This is a genomic window from Desulfotruncus alcoholivorax DSM 16058 (genome assembly GCF_000430885.1).
GTDB lineage: Bacteria > Bacillota > Desulfotomaculia > Desulfotomaculales > Desulfallaceae > Desulfotruncus > Desulfotruncus alcoholivorax.
In genome coordinates, this window is record NZ_AUMW01000018.1 from 1 (window position 1) to 18,818 (window position 18,818).

The following is an 18,818-nucleotide window of genomic DNA, read 5'->3' on the forward strand; positions in this document are numbered from 1 at the left end:
AAGAACTTTTATCTCCGTGGTTTGGGATAAAAGAGCCGGAATATGATGAGCAGGAAAACAAACTTTTTGAAACGCCTGAAGTTATAACAAAGCATATTGAACAAGTGATTACTGAATTTGCATCGGCTACCCCGCAAAACCTTGGTTATAAAGAATTAAATTGGACCGTCAGGAGTATGGCACAGGTGTTATACGCACTGGGCGTGAGTAAACGTGAAAGGGATGAAATTGTTAAAGAGTGGGTGAACAGGGCCGGTGTAAATATTTCTGAAGCCAGGTTGCGGGATATTTTGGATAGGTTAGACGTGGCGGGCCGCAAAGATTTTTTCTTGGGACCGGTAAATTGGCAGAGATTGAATGAAAACCTGGGAGTTAAAAATACGCCGCCGGCGCCGTGGGAATATAAATTTAACCGTACTCAATCGCTTAACCTGGTTGGAAGTCTTTGGCGCAACGCCTGGCGGGCAATTGAGAGGGCGCGTTCCCGGGAAGAGGCCCGGGGCGAGATGGAAAAACGGGCGCAAGATGAAAAGCGCATGCGCAGGCGGGAAAAGGAAGAGGAGCGAGAGCAGGAAAGGTAGTCTTTTGATGATAATTAACTTATGAGTTGTAAATTGTGATGTATTCCAATATTAAATAATTTTAGTTGTTTGATTAATAGCAGGAAATTGTTGCATTAAGAGCGAAGCAAATAAGGCAAAGTAATGCTTGATAGGATGGTATGTTAAAGTGGTAAGTATACATCATTTACCTCAAGATATTCGGGAATTATACGAGGTTTATGAGTGGAGAAACGCATGCGCTGTACTTTGTGGAGCTTATCCTGAAGAATGGAATGACCTCATTACTGTATTACGGGGATTTCAACTTTATCGAAGCGAGATACTTAAGCCTGGAGGGCGTAAATCCCCGATTGCCAACCGTATCGATTCGCATTTTTACCGTCTGGGTTGGGTAGAGAAGTCATTTAATACAAAAATAATGGTGGATAATAATTCACATGACTCTCCAACACATAGCGTTGATTGTTTTAAAAACAAAGTGGCTTTAGAGGTTGAATGGAATAATAAAGATCCCTTTTACGATCGTGATCTTAACAACTTCCGTTTGCTGTTTGAATTAAGGGTGATAGATGTAGGTGTTATAATAACTAGGTCCGACGAATTGCAGGAAATTTTTAATGTACTCGGTAAGGGCGCTAGTTATGGAGCATCAACAACTCATATGAGCCGTTTACTACCCAGAATCGAAGGAGGAGGTGGTGGTGGATGTCCGATTCTAGTATTCGGAATTCAAAGGACCTTGTATGTGGAGGATTAGGGGTAAAAGCAAGTGAATCATTTCTAGAATATCTAAATGGCACTAAAGTAGCAACGGTGTTGGCCGATCCACCTTGGCGTTTTAACAACCGAACGGGCAAGATGGCACCTGAGCATAAAAGACTTTTACGTTACAGTACATTAAGTGTTGATGAAATTGCCGGATTGCCGGTGTCAGAAATTGTTTTACCCCAAAGCCATCTTTATTTGTGGGTGCCAAACGCTCTTATATTAGAAGGACTCAAGGTAATGGAATCTTGGGGTTTTACATATAAAACCAATCTCGTTTGGTATAAAGTTCGCAAAGATGGTGGTCCTGATGGACGTGGTGTAGGCTTTTACTTTAGAAATGTAACAGAGCTTGTGCTTTTTGGGGTACGTGGTAATCTTCGCACGCTGCCGCCCGGACGCAGTCAGGTTAATATCATTGTTTCCCGTAAACGCGAGCATTCGCGAAAACCAGAAGATTTGTACGACATTATTGAAAAATGCAGCCCAGGTCCATATTTAGAATTATTTGCCCGAGTCTCACGGCCAAATTGGTATCAATGGGGTAACCAATTAGGTAGTTATGAACCATCCAACTATCCGTCTTACACTCTTCATTCAGATACATTGACTTGCTTACCGCGCCCATAGTCTAAACCTAAAAATAACTTATGGGTAGAAGCCTCCGGGCTCATTCCGGAGGAGGTTCACAATCTTTGATTGAGTAACGAAATTAATATTTGAATTATCTTATCCAGGTGTTATTGACCCTGGATTTTTTATTTTTATATCACATTTTTTTGGAGGTGGTTGTTAGTTGTTTACAGGGAAAAGAATACCGGCATTTGTGAGGTTGACCAGGGGCATGAAATTCCGTCTGGTGCTTTTGACAGCACTACTTTTTCTTGATTTTTTCATGTTGCCCTTGTTGCTGCAACTTCCCTGGTACGTCAAGGAACAAGGTTTTCAAGCAGGGCTGGCCGGGTGGAAACAATTTGTGGCCCCAAAACCCTTTGCCGGGCCGGTTGTGTTGTTCAGGGAAGAAAAGACCCGAACGGTCTGGTATTACTTTCAGCCCATGGCTATGGCCGCAGTTATCGGTATATTTACCCAGTATGGCTTGATGCGGCGCAAAAAAGGCGGCAAAGACATCGGCGGGCCGGATGCTGTGGGCCAGGGGCAGTTCGGTACAGCCCGCTGGCAGACGGAAAAAGAGGTAAACAGCAATTTTCACCTGTGGAATGCCGGCCGGGAACTGCCCGGAGGTGGGGTGGTTTTGGGAGCGAAGCGGCAGGGCAAGAATTTTTATGCCTGGCTTGACACGGACGATACCCATACCCTCTTAATTGGCGCGACCCGTTCGGGTAAGTCCCGCCGGCAGATCATGCCCAGCATCTGGACTATTGCCCGGTCTGGGGAGAGTATGATTATGCCCGACCCAAAGAAGGAGCTATATAATACAACCGCCGGTTACTTGCGGGAGCAGGGGTACAACGTAATACTGTTGGATTTCCAGGATCCGGGCAGCGGTAACCGCTGGAACCTGCTGTACCCGGTCATAATGCGCCTGCAAAGCGGCGATGCTGCGGGGGCTTCGAAAGCGGCCAAGCAACTGGCGCACATGCTGACCTACCAGTTCCAGCGACCGGAAGACTATAAGGGAGACAAAATCTGGCCGCAGTCACAGAAGAGCCTCACTGCGGCCCTTGCTTTGGCGGTGAGCATGGAGGCCCCGGCGCCGGGCCGGCACATGGGCAGTGTTTACCGCACATTAACCACACTGGGCAAGAACGGAGGAGAGGATCTGGATGTATATTTTAACAGTCTTGATGACGATCACCCGGCCAAGATTGCATATGGCGTAGCGGCCATGGCCTGGGGTAAACTCCGCAACGGTATTTTTACCGGTACGGCCGCCCAGTTGGAAATGTGGTCCGATCCGGGGGTCTGCTGGCTGACGGCGGAGCAGGACCACGACCTGGCCGCTCCCGGCAGGGAAAAAACGGCTGTATTTATTGTGGTGCCGGACGAGGACAGCAGCCTGCATATACTGGCAGCGCTGTATATAGCGCAAGTTTACCAAGCGCTGACCGAACTTGCCCGGGCGAACTGTGGGCGGTTGGATAAAAGAGTCCACTTCCTGCTTGAAGAATTCGGCAACCTGCCGCCGATACCGGACTTTGCAGAAAAAATCACCCTGGCCGGCGGGCGCGGAATGAAATTTTTATTGGCGATACAGGGATTGGATCAGGTCAAGAAGCGTTATCAGGATGATGCAACTACTATTACCGGAAACTGCAATACGTGGGTATACCTGTCCACGGCCGATTATGAAACGGCCAGGCTTTTAAGCGAAAAAACCGGCAAGTACACCCAGCAGACGGAAAGCCTGTCCGCCCAGGTGAGGAAAATTGACCATACCCGGGGTGTTTCGTACGGGTTGGCGGGCCGGGCACTTTTACTGCCGGACGAGGTGCTCAGGTGGCCGGTGGGCCGGTCCCTTATCTTCCGGGGCCGGACAAATCCAGCCCGGCTGCCGCTGCCGGATTTATCCGAGTGGCCGGCGGCGGCTGACTTTGGAAAGTCGTCCATTACTTCTGGAAAGGGGGCGATAGTTTTACCTGAGATCTGGGTACCCAAACCCGGGCCGGTGGAGGATACGGATGACTTTATTGTTGAAAAAGCGGAACCCGTGGATATTTTAAGTGAGTTGTAATTAGTTGACTAAGGAGGACAAAAAACATGCGAAGAATTGCTAAAAAGCTTTTAACTGTTAGTCCGGTGACGATTATGGTTTTTCTTGTGGTTGTTTCCCCTGCTGCTGCGGCCGGGGAGCCTGAGTTTGTGACCGGTTTTAAAAATCTGCTCAATGATGCCACCAGCTGGATTTTGGGGTTGATTCCGGTCGCCGCCGGGGCCAAAATAGGATATCATGCATTAATGAAAAACCTTAGCCAGGAGGAAGAGATGCACAGTGTGTCAGTGCATAACAAGGGCATTAAAAACGCTCTCGTAGGCGGCGCGATAGGTGTCAGCGCAACTTTAATTGTTAAGGCGTTTTTATCGTATTTTTAAAGCCTAAAAGGGCCGGTGTACGCACCCGGCCCTTGTGAGGGGAGGTAAAAGAGTGGATGTAATATACAACCTTATTTCCGGCGCCATTGTCAATTTCCTCGCCGGCATAGCAGACTTTATGATCAACATGGCCATGATTGAGGTTACGAATTTAATGAAAGTGGCTATGGATGTACTTAAGAATCCCCTGGTACGAAACGCCATTGTGATATCCCAGGCGGTTGCAGGGAGCCTGCTTGCGGTGGCGGTGGCGGTGGAGTGCCTGCGCTCGTATATTTTATACCAGCACGGGGAACCCGGCGCGGATATTGGCAGGTTGTTGACCAGGGCTGCCTTGGGTACTGCTGCAATAGCCGGAATGCCGTGGCTGGCCGAGTTTGTATATAAATTGGGCAACAGCCTGGCCGGGGCGGTTGGTACTATATCATCGTATGAAGTAAAACAGGGTTTTGAGGGCATCAGTCTGAATTCGGCCCTGAATATGCCGGCATCCCTGATTATCATGGTTGTTATAGTTTTGGTTCTGTGGTTTCTTATTTTGGTCCAGGCTGCCATTCGCGGGGTGGAACTGGGCGCGCTGGCGGTTGTGGGGCCGGTGATGGCCGTCGGGCTGCTCAGGTCTGATGAGGGCGTGTTTGCCACTTGGTGGCGGGAACTGGTAGTTTTAAGTATGACCCAGGCCCTTCAGGTATTGCTGATCAAGGGCTTTCTGGCCCAGGGAGTAAACCTTTCCAGCAGCGGAACCGGCCCGTTCTTTGCCATCGCCTGGCTTTGGGTGACTTTTAAAGCGCCCAGTTTCTTGCGGCAGTTTGCCCACCATACCGGTATCGGCAGTGCGGCCGGGGGTGCGGCCAAGATGGTTCTGGTGCGGAAAATGCTGACGAGGGGGGCTTGATATGGGTTCGGTGAACGATACAAATTCCGATATGTATTTAATACCGCGCAATGTGATGACCAGGTATGAAATTTTCCCGGGCTTCGGCTGGTTTGAGCTGGGTGTGGTGTTGGCCGGCGCTGCCGTGGGGGCGGCGCTGTTCGGTGTGGTCAGTTTATTTACCTCGGCGGGAATACGTTTTGTGATGCTGGTTATCCCGCCGGCTCTCGTATTTACCGTAACCAGGCCCGGGCCGGACGGGCTGAGTTTTTATGATTTGATTCGCAGAAAACGCCGCTGGGCCAAATCCCGGCGGCGGTATTTGTACAGGAGGATTGGTTGATGGTTATTAAAAAAATCAGGGGTAATAAAAAGGCAGTCGGCAAAAAAGAGGCGGCGGAAGAAACCAAGCAAGATGCCAAAGCTACGGTGCAGCGGTGGTTGCCTTTTAAAGATGTAGCGGGTGGGGTTCTTCACATACGGGACGGCAGTTTGGCGGCCGTGTTGCGGGTGCGGCCCTATAATTTTACCCTGAAGTCACGAAACGAAAAGAGGCGTGTAATAAGCGCCGTGCATGAGGCGTTCAACGGGCAAAAAGAACCACTGCAAATACTATGTTTGGGTCGCCCGGTGGACCTGGATGCGTACTTGCGACATCTTGAAAACCTTTCCCGGGATTTGACCGGCAAACCGGTCAGGAGGCGGCTGCTGCAGAACTACTTGCGGTATGTCTCCGGCATGGTTGCCGGCGGCGAGGCGCTGGAACGGCGATATTATATTATTTTGCCCCAAAAGAAGGGGAGTCAGGCCCGTGAGGAAGCGATCCAGCGGGCTTTTGAATTAAAAGGGATGTTGGAGGGCGCGGGCCTGGAAGTAGATGTTTGTAATGATCAGGAGATTATCGACCTGTTGTTTTGTTTCACTCATCCGGTGCAGGCGGCTTTTGAGCGGCCGCCAGCTCCCACACAGTATATAACAACTCTGGTTAATTCGTAGGAGGCGTCAAAAATGGCTAAAAAAGGTACTACAACGGTGGCGGCATCAGGGCTCTTGGACAGCCTGGCCCCGCAGGCGCTGGAGTTTAACGCGCGCGACATTGTTTTTGGTGACCAAATGGGACGGGTAATTGTTATCACAGATTATCCGCCCCGGGTTAACTCAGCCTGGTTATCAAGAGTATCCGGCATGCCGGGGGTGGTTTGTTCTATACACATAACGCCCACAGAGCCAGTGGAATTAACCAGCAACATTAATAAGTCCATTGGTGAGTTGAAAGCGAGGTTGGAACAAGGCGGCAACGCCCTTATTATGCAGCGTGCAGAGCAGGGGTTGAAAGATGCCCGGGAGCTTTTAAGGAAAATTGACCAGGAACAGCAGCAGGTATTTAATTTGACCACGGTTTTGCTTGTACTGGCCTCCGACCGGGAGACGCTGGACAGGCGGTCGCGGGCTGTGGAGGCGGCGCTGGCGGCGGCGGGCATGCGGGGCCGGGCGGCCTTATTCAGGCAGGAAGACGGTCTTAAAGCCGTTGGCCCCTGGGCGATATTGCCCTCTGAAATATCGGATGCCGGTAAGAGGAACATGCCGTCCGAAACGGTAGCGGCTTCGTTTCCTTTTACGGCAGGCGGGATTAATGACGGTAGCGGTAGTGTTATTGGTCGGGACCGGGACGGTGGGTTGGTCTTGGTGGATATATGGAAAAGAGGGGGCGATAGAACTAATTCTAACTGGACGGTGCTCGCAAAGCCCGGAGCGGGTAAATCTTATGCGGTTAAAATGATGCTGCTGCGGGAATTGGCGCAGGGGGCGCGGGTGATTATTATTGATCCCGAGCGCGAGTACAGGGAGATGTGTAAGCAGCTCGGCGGAGCCTGGATTAATTGTGCCGGCGGGCAGGGGCGTATAAACCCCTTGCAGGTGCGGGCGGTGCCGGTCGGCGATGATGATGAAGAGGACTATCAAAAGGCTGTGTCTGTGCAAGGCCCTCTGGCGCTGCATTTGCAAACGCTGCGCACATTTTTTTCGCTGTACCTGCGGGACCTTTCGGACGTGGAAAAAGCGGCGTTGGAAGATGCCCTGGTGGAAATTTATAAAGAGTCCGGCATCGGCTGGAATACTGATCCGGCTACCGTACCCGGAGAAAAGTGGCCTACGACCAGGGAATTGTATGATTATATCGCGGCCAAAGCCAAAACCGGCTCCGGTAACTGGGAGCGGCTGGCCGTGTTGTTGCGCCGGGCGGCGGAAGGTGCTGATTCTTCCCTATGGTCCGGACCCACTACGGCCGAGGCTGATTCGGATCTGATTGTCCTTGACGTGCACGAACTGCAGAACGCCGACGAAGCCGTACGACGGGCGCAGTATTTTAATGTGCTATCCTATGCCTGGCACCAGATAGAGCGGGACCGTCAGGAAAAGACTATCCTGGTGGTGGACGAGGCGTGGCTACTGGTGGACCCCCAGACGCCCCAGGCCCTTGCCTTTCTAAGGGATACCTCGAAGCGGATCAGGAAGTACAAGGGCGGTCTGTTCGTTATCAGTCAGAATGTCGTGGATTTCCTTGACCCGACTGTGGCCAGGTACGGGCAGGCGCTATTGGACAACCCCTGCTACAAGCTGTTGCTTGCCCAGGGTGAGAAGGATTTGGAGGCGCTGTCGCGGCTGATGAACTTATCCGAGGCGGAGCAGGAGTTGCTTTTCAGCGCCAGGCGCGGCGAGGGGCTTTTGGTTGCCGGCGCTCAGCGCATCCGGGTCAGGATTGAGGCGGCACCCTACGAACTGCCCATGTTGACGGGTGGTGGCGAATAATGGCCCCGCCGGCTGGTTTTATCGCTAGGGCTATAGCTAGATCTTTTATTTCGGGAGTTATGCCGGAACCGGAACAGGTTGTTAAATTTATCTTGCTGGCAATAATGCTGCCCCTGGCTCTTATTGCCCTGATTTTTGCCGGACCGATTGTGATTTTTAAGCATGTGCCCATGGCGATGCCCGGTATAGTTCAAATGTATGTGGAAGCTGCCAAAGAGGTAACGGCAAGCACAAAGTCGCCCTGCGACGACGGGGTTGAGTTGATTAACTGGCAGCAGATGATTGCCATAGATGCTGTGCGCCTCAAACAGGATTTTAAAAATGTTACCAAGAGTAGGACTGAATCTTTGGCTGAAAGCTTTATTGAACAGGTGGGTACGTGAACTCACTGCGTGGGTAGTGGTGAGGATAAAACCTGAACCACTTATCCGGTTTTCAGGCTGAAAACCTTGGCGGAAGTTTGTAGTGACCTGGGTGTGGACATGGAAGAAGTTCAGAATTACTTAGTTGCCGACCTGAGCTTTCTTTTAAACGCCGGTTCCGGTGTACCACCCGGGTGGAAGCCGGGTGAGTCCGGACCTTTGGTGTGGCCTTTGACCGGTGTATTTAATATTACTTCAGGGTTCGGCGAAAGGATCGATCCTGTAAATGGCAGTATTGGTTTTCACGAAGGGCTGGACGTGGCCGCTCCGACCGGCACACCGGTGCATGCTGCCGGAGCCGGGGTGGTAGAGGCGGCCGGGTGGATGGGTAATGCGGGCAATGCGGTGATTATAAGCCATGGAGTTGCGGAGACGAGGTATTTCCACCTGTCCAGTATTGTTGTTGCTCCAGGTCAGCAGGTGGACGCCGGCGAGGTAATTGGTTATGTCGGCAGTACGGGCAAGAGCACTGGCCCGCACCTGCATTTTGAAGTACGTGTAGGCGGCCGGCCGCGCAATCCAGTTGATTTTTACGGAGGTGCTCAATAATGAATCGTAAGTATTTGGTTTTAGCTGCTGCGGCAATTTTAATTGCCGCTGTAGCTTTTTTCGCGGGAATGGTATTTCGGGAACCGGAACCCGGAGCTTTATCATCTGAAAATGCCGGCTTGAACGACATTCAAGAACCGGAGTTGAGTGGTAATTATTTTAACTGGAAAACCACAACGCGTATGTATGTTTTTCGTTTTTTAGATTCCCAGCCTAATGAACAGGTCATGGAAAAGATTAAGCGGGACGAGCAAGACAAAACCACCGGAAACCTGGGTGTCGTTTATATCGGCGCGCCAGTCGAAGAGAAGGATTTGCAAGTAATCAGGACCGGGCATTACGGTATTACGAAAACCATGTCCACGGAAGAGGAAAAGATTTATCACTTGAAGCCCGGTGGGATCACTTTTCCGGTGTCCAACCGTGGCAGGCCGGTTGACGGGATAGAGGTAATGGTTCGCGGCAGTCGTTTAAACTGGCATGAGGATTTTGAAAGTTATTCGCATGTTGATTTCGATTTGACCGGCTATATTAAGACGGAAATAGCGCTTTCATCCAAAGGTCCCTGGACGGAGGTTGATTATTATCGCTATGGACAGCTGGCCATCAAGCCTTTGCTCGGGGATTTGCGGGGACATGATACGCTGTATGTGCGTTTTACGGAGAAAAAGCCCTTGCCTGAAGATGTTACCATTGATGAACTTGCTTTTTCTGTTGCGGACGCTTGATTGGAGGAAGGCTGGTGATTTAATGTTCGCTGTAGTTACCGTCCCGGAGCGGGCGGAGCAGGTGCAAGCGGCTGTGCAGGAATTCGGTGATTTGGTGTTTTGCCAGGCGGAGAAAATGGACAGCGGCGGTATTAAGAGCATGTTTCAGTCGTTGTCCCGGGTGGCGGCTGATACTTTGATTCTGGACGTGGATGCCGGGCCGGGGGAGGACCTGGTAATCGCGGTAAAGGGGTATCGTATTGCCAGGCCCGGCGTGCGGATAGTGCTCCTTGTTTCGGATAGGGAGCCGGGTGATGTTACAGTGGCCCAGTTGGTCGGCCTAGGTATTTATGATATTTCAGCCGGCAGTGATGAGTCGGATTGGGCTCTTCTGACCGGCCGGACCCTGCAGGCGCCGCCGGCTACCTTTGCGCAGGCGGCCAGGTGGCATGTATCCCGTGATCGGGAATATAACGGAACGAGTGAGCGGGTTGTTATTGAACGCCACCCGATCGGCGCAGTGACTATATCCGTAGCCGGAGCGGCTTCGGGAATAGGCTGCACGCATACCGCCCTGGCCATAGCCTCGCATATAGCCCAAAAAAAATATGCCGTGGCCTTGCTGGAATTGAATAATAAAAGAAGTCTTGGATATTTGGTTAGAGTTATAAAATTGCGCGAAGGTGACATGCCGGATTCTTACAGGGTGGGGAATCTGCATATTTTCCCGATTGGTGTGGATGTGCACGATTCGGAATTGGACCAGGTGTTTTATAAAAAGCTGCAGCAAATACGCGGTAGGTTTAAGTATATCGTTGTCGATCTCGGTGAGCTTGATCATTCCAAAATAGCGGATTTTTCTAGGTCAAATCTGGCTGTGGTGGTCGCTTCCGCTGCACCCTGGCGCTGGCATGACCTGCTGTTGGTTTTATCGCAGTGCGGGGAGCAGAGTAATGTCAGTTTGGCCTTTATTGCGCCTTCAGAAGATTTTTATAAGATACTGGCAAGTGAAACCGGTTTAAAGGCTTATAGTTTGCCATACATTCCCGACCCGCTCAGGCCGGATGATGCGGGCGAGGCGCTGCAGGCAATGCTCTCGGAGGTGTTGCCGGACAAAGTGGTTGAACAGAAACGTTCGTTCTTAAGGTTCTTTAAAAAATGATATTTAAGATTAAATTAGAAAAACGGGAGGTTTTATTAATGCAAATTTCAAGATCATTTACGCGGCCCGAAGGTTTTAAAGCTGCTGCTGAGGCCAGCGGGCTTGATGTCTTGTACACGGTTTGGGAACGTAACCTGGTTGTTGAAGCTGAAGTGCTCAAGGTAACGGAGATAGGCGGTGAACAATGCTGGGAGCTGGAATTGGACGGCGCCAAAGGGTTGGTTCCTTTTTCCGAATCTGGTTTGGAGTACCCCGGGCAGATGGACCAGTTTACCGGTTCAATGGTTTTTGTCAAGGTGAAAGGTATTGATAAAGATTCAGGTATCGCGGCCCTTTCACGGCAAGAGGCGCTGGCTGATATGCGCAAGTCGGTCATGGAAAGGCTTAGTCCGGGACAGGTCGTAGATGCAATCGTGCGGGGTGTAGGACGCAATACCGTATACTTGGACGTTGGTGGCGGTGTGATAGGAGAGATGCCCCGCAAGATGGCCACGTTTTCTCAAAAGCTCCAATCGCTGCGCAAGGTTTTTAACCTTGGGCAGCAGCTGCGGGTTAAGGTGATGGAGGTTGATTCGGAGCGGAATAAAATCGTTGTATCCCGCACGGAGTTGCTGCCGGATCCCTGGGAGAAGGTTGACTTCAAGCGCCGGGACAGGATCTCCGGTACCGTGGTGAGGGTGCATGGTGACAAGGCTTTCGTGGAGTTCAAGGATGGTGTGGTCGCCCTGGCCAACTTTTCGCTTTTGGACAGGATCAGCCCCGGGGACCGGGTGCGCGGGGTTGTAACCAGGTTTGACCCGGAAAAGAAGTTGCTGCGCTTGAAACTAACGGACCGGCTGGCTTAGGGTGGTGGCAATGTGCGGGACAGTCCGTTAGCTTATTTTGATAATATTACCCCGGGACCTATGAATGAGGCCCGGGGTAAAATATTAAGTTTGAGCTCCCGGGCGCTGGCGGTGCTGGAATTGCTGCGCGAGTCAAGAGCGGCGCTTACTACTACTATGTTGGCCGGCTACTTTAGGTGTAAAAAGTCGTCGCTGCAGAAGAACATGTATGCTCTGCAGCGGGCCGGCCTGGCCTACCGGCTTGATTGCTTAAAAGATGGGCATTATGTGCGTGTTTGGCTTGCCTCCACTGTGCCCGTGCCCGGTCCGGTGGAGGCGGCGCGGTTGGCAGCCCTGGGGGTGCTTTTTTTGCGCTTGCGCAGAGAATATGCGGGGATGATCTGGGAGATGTTGCCGGGGCAGGTAGCGAGGATGATAATTAATAATACGCGCCTGGTGGACCCGGTGCGGCGTGGAGAAAAACCCTTCGAAAAGGCTGATCTGTTGTTGTTTCCAACGCTGGACGAGGCACGGCAGCTTACACCGGAGGGAAAGTTATATACTGCGGATACTTTACTTATTAGTAATAATAAGCAAATAATCTTTAAGCAAGTGAAAAAATAATATTTTTTTTATTGAAATGTTTCAGGTTATGTGTTATTTTACCAGTATAAGTTGTTTATTTTGACTTCGGCTTGCGGGCCGCAAGTATGTTTTTGTTTATTATTTCAGCTTGCGGGCTGAAATGTGTCTGTTGAGTACCTTCGGCTTTCGGGCCGTTGGTTTGTTTAATTTGATAATGGTAATTGAGTTTAAAAGACAAGTGTCTGTATGCGCTTGTCTTTTTCTGTTTCAAGAGAAAAAAAAGCGGCTAAATTGAGTTTTATTCAAAAAAGTTAAAGGGTAAAAAAGTCCGACGAATGTTACGCGTGGGCTTTTATTTTAAAAAAAAGGAGGAATATACAAGATGAATGAGGTTTGGTTGATTGGCCGGCTGACAAAGGACCCGGAGGAAAAGAAAACACCGAATGGAAAGACTGTTGCCAGGATGACTCTGGCTGTGGAGCGGGATTACGCAAACGCTGACGGGGAGCGGGAAGTTGACTTCATAGAAATCATCGTCTGGGAAAAGCTAGCCGAGACTTGCATTAAATATCTCGGCAAAGGCCGGCTGGTTTCCTTCAAGGGACGTTTACAGGTTCGGTCATATGAGGATAGCCAGGGAATCAGGCGTAAAGCAGCTGAAGTGGTGGCTGAGAAAGTAAAGTTTCTGGATAAGGCAAAGGAATAAAAAGAGGTGATTTGCTTGGCATACTTAAGATATAATAATCTTGAGGTGGTTGCCATGGCAGTCCAAGCCGTACAAAAAGAGCACGTAAAGGCTCTTATTGATCGTTTAAGCCAAGAACAGTTACAGGCATTATGGGTAATATTAAACTCAATGGCCTGGCCGGTAGTTGAAATTTCCCCGGAGGAAGAAAAAGACATTAAAGAAGGGCTGAATGAACTTGAATCGGGTCTTAAAGTGAGCGCTGAAGATGTATGGAAAGAACTTGGTATTTAAGGTTGACTTCTCCCGAAAATCTCTAAAACAGCTTCAATCTATTGATCGGCAAAACCAAATACGAATCAAAGAAGCTGTGAAAAAACTGGAAATATATCCTCCAGGAATTGAGATTGGGAAAGTTAAAAAATATTCGGATGTATTCAAGTTGCGTGTCGGAGACTGGAGGATATTTTTCCGCTACAAATTTTTAACTTACCAGGTGGAAATAATATCAATCAGACTGAGAGATAAAGCATATAAATAAGCACTTATGTGCAAGAGAGCAAGGGCAAAGAGGTTATGATAAATAACTTTTTTGCCCTTTTTATTTTAGAAAAAAGAGGGGGTTTTGATATGTATAACATGTACAACAGACCGTTGACGGAGCTCTTTGGGTGCTGGCGACGCAAATGGCTGCACTTAAGAATTAAGCAAGTAAAGAAAAGGGTTATGCCCGATATTCCAACACACTCGACAGGAGGTGAATGGATGCGGGCATGGCCCGTATCCCAAGAGATGACCAAATTATGTCCGTTTAGAAAAAGAAGAGTAGTTGTTGCCAAGAATGAATGGGAAGAACAGTTTATGAAATGCTTGCTGGAAGAATGCGCCATGTGGGCCGGGGATGGTTGTGGCCTGGGACGGATTAATACAATAACCTGCGACATGACCACCGGCCGGGAAGAAGCAGCCAAGGAAAAGTCTACAAAGAATAATGATGGAGAAGACCAGCCAAACGATGAACCACTTGATTGGACACCCATCAAAGTTCTGGAAGCGAAGGAAACCAAAACTCTCGGTACGGTCCGGGCCTGGTGCCAATATGCGGACAGTGGCAAAAAGGAAGCCTTCTTTGCCAAAAATGCTACCGGCAAGGCTCTGCTTCAGTCAGTGGGCAAGCCGGTAGAAGTAAAATTTCGCCGCATGGAGAGCGGTACCGCATTTGTGATATTCGTGAAGGCGGAGTGGTAAGCAGGCTAATTAAAGCCAGAAACCACAGGGAGAACTAATCCGGGGTAAATAGCCCGTTCGTTCTCCTTTTGCATTTTAGCACCCCATAAACAGGAGGGCGGGTCATGAAACAATATGAAAAATTTGTTAAAGCCAAGCCGTCGAATCCCTGTCCCATATGTGGTGTGGGTGACTGGTGTGGTTTTAATAGCTATATAGCGAGCTGTATGAGGATAAAGGAAGGTTCGTTTAAAGAAGTACACATGAGCAATGGCCAGGTTGCGTACCTCCATTGGCTTAAACCGGGTGCGGTTAATATAACGGCTGTAATATTGAACGAAAAAATAGCGGCTGTGACAACTGCACCAGTGGAAGCACGTAACCGTGTTTATAGAGATTTTTTAAGACTTTTATCGCTTAACCCACACCACAAGGACGACCTAATCAGACGTGGGTTAAGTGAAATGGATATAAAAAGGAACGGCTATAAGTCCATCCCGGAAAGCGATAAACCCTGGAGCATATGTCGCAGGTTAATTGAAAGAGGCCATGACCTGCACGGTATCCCCGGGTTCTTTAAAGCCCGTGGCCGGTATGGAGGCAACTACTGGACCTTTGATTGGCAGACCGGTTACTTTATACCGGTACTTGACAGCAACGGACGAATTCAAGCCTTACAAAGAAGGATGGATGACCCTAATCGTGGAGGTAAATATAAGTTATTTAGCGGTCGTCAGCACCAGGGCGGCTGCAGCTGCGGTACCCCGGCCCATATAGCCAGGCCGGAAAACCTGAAAGATAACAGGGTTTGGATTACCGAAGGCCCGCTAAAAGCCGATATTGCATCTAAGTACCTGGGTGCCGTAGTGATAGGCTCGCTAAGCGCAACCACCTGGAAGCCGGTACTTCAAACAGTACTGGAAATGGATGCAAAAGAAATTATTATAGCCTATGACATGGACGCAACAACTAATTGTAATGTGGCTGAAGCAGAAAAGGCTTTGAAACATGAACTACTAAGACATGGGCTGAAAGTAAAAAGAGCGAGATGGAAAACAGGCAAAGGTATTGATGATGTGCTTGTGGCTACAGCCATAAAAAAGCAAAGCGCTTAATGTTCTGGAAATAAAGGTTGGTAAGCAAATGGGTAAAGTGTTGTTTATTTGTGAAAGGTGCGCAAACTTAATTAACGGAAGGTTACAGATTGTGCAAGGAGAGTATTTCGTAAAAGGCTTTTTATTGGACGGTAAACCGGTAACCGCTTGTTATGCAGCACCGAGCCATAAACGGAAATGTGCTGAATGTGGAGAGAAAACAAGAGTTTGTTATAAAACTATAGCGTGAATTTAATCTAAGTTAACCGGGCGTACGCCCGTAGACCAATCATCCGAAAGGAGGGATTGGATACGGGCCGTAAGCCCGTATCCGTGATAATGAATTTATGGAGCGATGAGCAATTAAAACAATATACCGGAGAAGTACCCAGCTCACGGGACTTTAAAGTGAGACGACCGGTACAAACAGTTCAGAGAACACTGTCCTTGCAAGTTAGGGAAGAAGTTATTCGGTATGGGGTGGAATCGATTGAATTACCTGGCGTATTAGCTTCCATTCTAGGACCTGTACCCGATGAAGCAATGGAATTTTTAATGAAACAGGGACTACGGACACTTGCTCAGATGTCATCTGAAGAACTTAGGAATTTACCCGGGATAGGTAAAGAAAAAGCTGTACGTCTTACTGCTGCATTTGAACTTGCCAGGCGCATGGTCAAGCTCATGCCGGAGGATAGACCGGTTATTAATTCCCCGGAAAACGCAGCCGCTCTGGTGATGGAAGAAATGCGCCACCTTGACCGGGAGCACTTTTGGGTTTTGTTATTAAATACAAAGAACCATGTATTGGCCCGGGAGACCATTTCTATCGGCACCTTGAATTCTTCATCGATTCATCCCAGGGAACTGTATAAAGCTGCTATCAGGCGCAGCGCGGCCGGGGTAATATTGGTGCACAACCATCCCAGCGGTGACCCCACACCAAGCCAGCAAGACATAGAGGTAACCAAACGTTTAATAGAGTCGGGTAATATTATCGGCATCAATGTCTTAGACCACTTGGTGATCGGAGATAAAAAGTTTGTGAGCTTTAAAGCCAGAGGTTTGATGTAAAGATGCAGTAACCGGGAGGTATAAAAATGTTTGAAAGGATATATTGTGAATTACTTGAAATGGCTTGTGATGAATTTGAATACTATCATTATGTGAAAAATAATGGTTTAAATAATGCCAGAGGGCTAGACAACGGTATGGGCATTCTAAGAGCATTAGTTAGGGTAGCTGGAATTATGAACAATGAACATAAAATCGATCAAGAAATTTATAAAGAGCTAGTAATAATGGCATGGGGTAAAGATTGTGAACCTCCTCCGGGATAAGCCCAGAGGCTTCTCCACGAAGGTTTCTCATTTTATTGATCAGTTATTTAAGAATGGAGTGATAGCAATGACGATTAAAGAAGCTGAAAGCTTTGTTAAAGCAGTTTTATTGCAACAGCAAATTAACCGTGAAGTTCACGGGGATACGGAGTTGGATGATCAGCGTAAACCTATGGAATGGGGGGTAATAGCCGCTGAACATATGGGGCACCTCCTTGGCGCATTGCGCAATGGAAATGAACAAGTTATTGAAAAAGAAATATTGCATGTCGCCGGGCCTCTATTAGAATGTTGGAATGCGGTAAAAACCGGTGTTAAGAAAGTTTGGGAATACAGGTGTACGGGCTGTGGTGAGATATTCACCCTGGCGAAGTCTAATAATAAGTGTCCATTATGCGAAAGTACGCTTGAACTTGAAAAAGTTATAGCACCGCAAATTTCTGAATTTCTTCAGAAGTAAGGGGATGGGCGTATGGTCAAGAAGCTGACTTTTAAAGATTTAATGAATGAGACATCGGAGCAAGAATCCTTCCGGATGAAAGAGGCGGAAAAAGTCATTAAAGCTGCCGGTTGGTACGAAGCCGGCGGAATTAGTTTCTATTTTCATCCAAATAGCTGCTACTGGATGGACCTAAATACAGGTGTCATTGCGATCTACCATATGGACCGCAAGGACGTTGGTGGTATTGACAGTGTTGCTGATGGCTATGCCTATACCGGCGAAGAGGCACTTGGTTGGATTCAGGAACATGAAATTAATATGAAGACAGATCATCTTTACCCTTGCCCAACGTGTGCAAACAATGGATGCTTAGCTTGTAAGGAATGCTTTGACGGAAATGGTTATATGTATTTTGCCGAAAGGATAAAGTAGGTTTTGAATTGTAAGTTAACTGGCCTGGCGTAAGCCGGGCCAGCTAACTTAATGATCACAAGGTAAATAAGGTTACAATTTAATCAATATACAGGTAAATTAGCATAAATATTGGTTTCGCATTGACCATTTATATCAAATTTGATATAATAACATTTGGGAGTGGAAAATAATGGGCCGAATTACCAAAAAAGAATTACTGGAAAGGATGTCTCAATGCTCCAGAATCGTCATGACCGAAGAAGTTGCACGATATATTATGAATCACCCACAACCCAAAGTATCGGCAAAAATACTCCACGATATCATGTTGCTGAATGAATTTGGCCTTAAGTTGCCGGATAGATATATTCATCGCATATGGGATAGTAATGAAAAACTATGGGAATTGCGAACGAAATTTGCCCAGTATAATGAAAGGGCACTATTCTTTTTGGTTTTAGACGATAAGTTTTTAATGACAAATTGCTTTCGGAAAAACTCTAGTAAAGTGCCACATTCGGAAATACGCAAGGCCGAAAACATTCTCTATGAGTTTTTGCAAACGATAGGGGGAAAAAAAGATGACTAAATTCGTCACTATGAACGAAATTGCCGAGGAACTTGAAAACAAACCGCAAATCATCGAAGAAATGCTTAAAGATGAGTCTCGTTATCAGATTGCTAGGGCTATTATTGCCGAACGAACCAGGCGCGGCTGGAGTCAGGGAACCCTTGCCCGTAAGGCCCGTTTGACACAGGCTCAGGTATCCAGGTTGGAAAGGGCGCGTATCGGAAATTTCGTTACCGTTTTAAAAACTCTTGACGCACTAGATCTTAAACTGGAAATCGTTCCATCAAAGCAACGCAAGGTATAATTTTTGTGTGGCATCTTAATTTTTTCTGCGTACATAATCCCTTTTTCTAGTAATTGAAACCGATTCTTTTATTAGCATATTGGAGCGATTCCGGGTGTCGCCTCCACCTGAAGCCGGGAAAGTCGGGGAGTTTTTATCTCCGGCTTTTCTGCTTTTTAGCGATGCCTTATCAATGAGTACTGACTTTGGCTTGTCCAACTGGAGGTTTGAACCCGGGCTTCTTTCTTCGCTCCATTTCTAAACCTTTCATTTTCACCAACTCTGCATGTTCTTCATCTGAAATAATTTTTGGGTGGGCATTTTCTATCAAAAGCCATTCCGCTGTATCTTTCCACTTTTGGCAGGTACCTACCAGACCATTGCCGGTGCGGTTAAAGTAACCTATCTCGTTATAATAACCTTCCATTGCCTTGATGCGCATCTCTCGA

Annotated in this window: 27 protein-coding genes; 26 read left to right on the forward strand and 1 reads right to left on the reverse strand. The window is 48.3% G+C overall.

Features of this window, described 5'->3' with window-relative positions; all coding sequences use genetic code 11:
• The 26 genes from H569_RS19925 to H569_RS0109950 all read left to right on the forward strand — a co-directional run.
• Positions 1 to 581 (forward strand): hypothetical protein (locus H569_RS19925; RefSeq protein ID WP_034630163.1); only part of this gene is annotated, 581 nt, incomplete at its 5' end.
• Between the two features lie 148 nt (positions 582 to 729).
• Positions 730 to 1,320, forward strand: coding sequence for a BglII/BstYI family type II restriction endonuclease (locus tag H569_RS0109835; protein ID WP_034630165.1), 591 nt, complete (start codon positions 730 to 732; stop codon positions 1,318 to 1,320).
• The gene (locus H569_RS21785; RefSeq protein WP_081410962.1) at positions 1,269 to 1,958 is read left to right on the forward strand and encodes an MT-A70 family methyltransferase; all 690 of its coding nucleotides are present in this window, start codon (positions 1,269 to 1,271) and stop codon (positions 1,956 to 1,958) included. Before H569_RS0109835 ends, H569_RS21785 begins: the two co-directional genes overlap by 52 nt.
• Positions 1,959 to 2,124: 166 nt before the next feature.
• Positions 2,125 to 4,023 carry a VirD4-like conjugal transfer protein, CD1115 family gene (locus H569_RS0109845; protein ID WP_114679284.1) on the forward strand — a complete coding sequence of 633 codons (1,899 nt, stop codon included), beginning with the start codon at positions 2,125 to 2,127 and terminating at the stop codon, positions 4,021 to 4,023.
• Between the two features lie 26 nt (positions 4,024 to 4,049).
• Positions 4,050 to 4,382: a hypothetical protein gene (locus H569_RS0109850; protein WP_207637543.1), complete on the forward strand. Its 333-nt coding sequence runs from the start codon at positions 4,050 to 4,052 to the stop codon at positions 4,380 to 4,382.
• 52 nt (positions 4,383 to 4,434) lie between these two features.
• Positions 4,435 to 5,277 (forward strand): conjugal transfer protein TrbL family protein, encoded by an 843-nt coding sequence (locus H569_RS0109855; protein ID WP_027364871.1) that lies wholly within the window; start codon positions 4,435 to 4,437, stop codon positions 5,275 to 5,277.
• A gap of 1 nt (position 5,278) precedes the next feature.
• Positions 5,279 to 5,599 (forward strand): PrgI family protein, encoded by a 321-nt coding sequence (locus H569_RS0109860; protein WP_051273547.1) that lies wholly within the window; start codon positions 5,279 to 5,281, stop codon positions 5,597 to 5,599.
• The gene (locus H569_RS19930) at positions 5,599 to 6,252 is read left to right on the forward strand and encodes a TraC family protein (RefSeq protein ID WP_051273549.1); all 654 of its coding nucleotides are present in this window, start codon (positions 5,599 to 5,601) and stop codon (positions 6,250 to 6,252) included. Before H569_RS0109860 ends, H569_RS19930 begins: the two co-directional genes overlap by 1 nt.
• A 12-nt stretch (positions 6,253 to 6,264) precedes the next feature.
• Positions 6,265 to 8,064 carry a VirB4 family type IV secretion system protein gene (locus H569_RS0109870; protein WP_027364873.1) on the forward strand — a complete coding sequence of 600 codons (1,800 nt, stop codon included), beginning with the start codon at positions 6,265 to 6,267 and terminating at the stop codon, positions 8,062 to 8,064.
• Positions 8,064 to 8,447, forward strand: coding sequence for a hypothetical protein (locus H569_RS22865; protein ID WP_051273551.1), 384 nt, complete (start codon positions 8,064 to 8,066; stop codon positions 8,445 to 8,447). Before H569_RS0109870 ends, H569_RS22865 begins: the two co-directional genes overlap by 1 nt.
• A 66-nt stretch (positions 8,448 to 8,513) precedes the next feature.
• Positions 8,514 to 9,035 (forward strand): M23 family metallopeptidase, encoded by a 522-nt coding sequence (locus H569_RS22870; RefSeq protein WP_051273553.1) that lies wholly within the window; start codon positions 8,514 to 8,516, stop codon positions 9,033 to 9,035.
• Positions 9,035 to 9,763, forward strand: a complete 729-nt coding sequence (locus H569_RS0109880) for a hypothetical protein (RefSeq protein WP_027364874.1) — start codon at positions 9,035 to 9,037, stop codon at positions 9,761 to 9,763. The genes H569_RS22870 and H569_RS0109880 overlap by 1 nt, the downstream gene beginning before the upstream one ends.
• 22 nt (positions 9,764 to 9,785) lie before the next feature.
• Complete coding sequence (locus tag H569_RS19940; protein WP_034630168.1) at positions 9,786 to 10,904, forward strand: hypothetical protein; 1,119 nt, start codon at positions 9,786 to 9,788, stop codon at positions 10,902 to 10,904.
• A 38-nt stretch (positions 10,905 to 10,942) separates the two neighbouring features.
• Entirely contained in the window at positions 10,943 to 11,749 is an 807-nt protein-coding gene (locus tag H569_RS0109890; protein ID WP_027364875.1) for a S1 RNA-binding domain-containing protein, read from the forward strand.
• Between the two features lie 12 nt (positions 11,750 to 11,761).
• On the forward strand, positions 11,762 to 12,352 hold the full coding sequence (locus tag H569_RS0109895) for a hypothetical protein (protein WP_027364876.1): 591 nt from the start codon (positions 11,762 to 11,764) through the stop codon (positions 12,350 to 12,352).
• A gap of 343 nt (positions 12,353 to 12,695) precedes the next feature.
• Positions 12,696 to 13,019: a single-stranded DNA-binding protein gene (locus tag H569_RS19945; protein ID WP_034630200.1), complete on the forward strand. Its 324-nt coding sequence runs from the start codon at positions 12,696 to 12,698 to the stop codon at positions 13,017 to 13,019.
• Positions 13,020 to 13,025: 6 nt separating this feature from the next.
• A complete protein-coding gene (locus H569_RS0109905; protein WP_238492520.1) occupies positions 13,026 to 13,292 on the forward strand; it encodes a hypothetical protein in 267 nt (88 codons plus the stop codon).
• Positions 13,267 to 13,539 (forward strand): type II toxin-antitoxin system RelE family toxin, encoded by a 273-nt coding sequence (locus H569_RS23625; protein ID WP_114679285.1) that lies wholly within the window; start codon positions 13,267 to 13,269, stop codon positions 13,537 to 13,539. The genes H569_RS0109905 and H569_RS23625 overlap by 26 nt, the downstream gene beginning before the upstream one ends.
• Positions 13,540 to 13,628: 89 nt before the next feature.
• Positions 13,629 to 14,246 carry a hypothetical protein gene (locus H569_RS0109915; RefSeq protein ID WP_157833506.1) on the forward strand — a complete coding sequence of 206 codons (618 nt, stop codon included), beginning with the start codon at positions 13,629 to 13,631 and terminating at the stop codon, positions 14,244 to 14,246.
• A gap of 104 nt (positions 14,247 to 14,350) precedes the next feature.
• Positions 14,351 to 15,340, forward strand: a complete 990-nt coding sequence (locus H569_RS0109920; protein WP_027364879.1) for a toprim domain-containing protein — start codon at positions 14,351 to 14,353, stop codon at positions 15,338 to 15,340.
• 285 nt (positions 15,341 to 15,625) lie between these two features.
• The gene (gene radC, locus H569_RS0109925; RefSeq protein WP_238492521.1) at positions 15,626 to 16,393 is read left to right on the forward strand and encodes a RadC family protein; all 768 of its coding nucleotides are present in this window, start codon (positions 15,626 to 15,628) and stop codon (positions 16,391 to 16,393) included.
• 26 nt (positions 16,394 to 16,419) lie between these two features.
• Complete coding sequence (locus H569_RS0109930) at positions 16,420 to 16,659, forward strand: hypothetical protein (protein ID WP_027364881.1); 240 nt, start codon at positions 16,420 to 16,422, stop codon at positions 16,657 to 16,659.
• 67 nt (positions 16,660 to 16,726) lie between these two features.
• A complete protein-coding gene (locus H569_RS22875) occupies positions 16,727 to 17,119 on the forward strand; it encodes an FmdB family zinc ribbon protein (RefSeq protein WP_207637544.1) in 393 nt (130 codons plus the stop codon).
• 12 nt (positions 17,120 to 17,131) lie between these two features.
• Complete coding sequence (locus H569_RS0109940) at positions 17,132 to 17,533, forward strand: hypothetical protein (RefSeq protein WP_027364882.1); 402 nt, start codon at positions 17,132 to 17,134, stop codon at positions 17,531 to 17,533.
• Between the two features lie 172 nt (positions 17,534 to 17,705).
• Positions 17,706 to 18,104 (forward strand): type II toxin-antitoxin system RelE/ParE family toxin, encoded by a 399-nt coding sequence (locus tag H569_RS0109945; protein WP_027364883.1) that lies wholly within the window; start codon positions 17,706 to 17,708, stop codon positions 18,102 to 18,104.
• On the forward strand, positions 18,097 to 18,390 hold the full coding sequence (locus tag H569_RS0109950) for an XRE family transcriptional regulator (protein ID WP_027364884.1): 294 nt from the start codon (positions 18,097 to 18,099) through the stop codon (positions 18,388 to 18,390). Before H569_RS0109945 ends, H569_RS0109950 begins: the two co-directional genes overlap by 8 nt.
• Positions 18,391 to 18,559: 169 nt before the next feature.
• Here H569_RS0109950 and H569_RS0109955 read toward each other — a convergent pair whose 3' ends face one another.
• On the reverse strand, positions 18,560 to 18,811 hold the full coding sequence (locus H569_RS0109955; protein ID WP_027364885.1) for a hypothetical protein: 252 nt from the start codon (positions 18,809 to 18,811) through the stop codon (positions 18,560 to 18,562).
• Between the last annotated feature and the right edge of the window lie 7 nt (positions 18,812 to 18,818).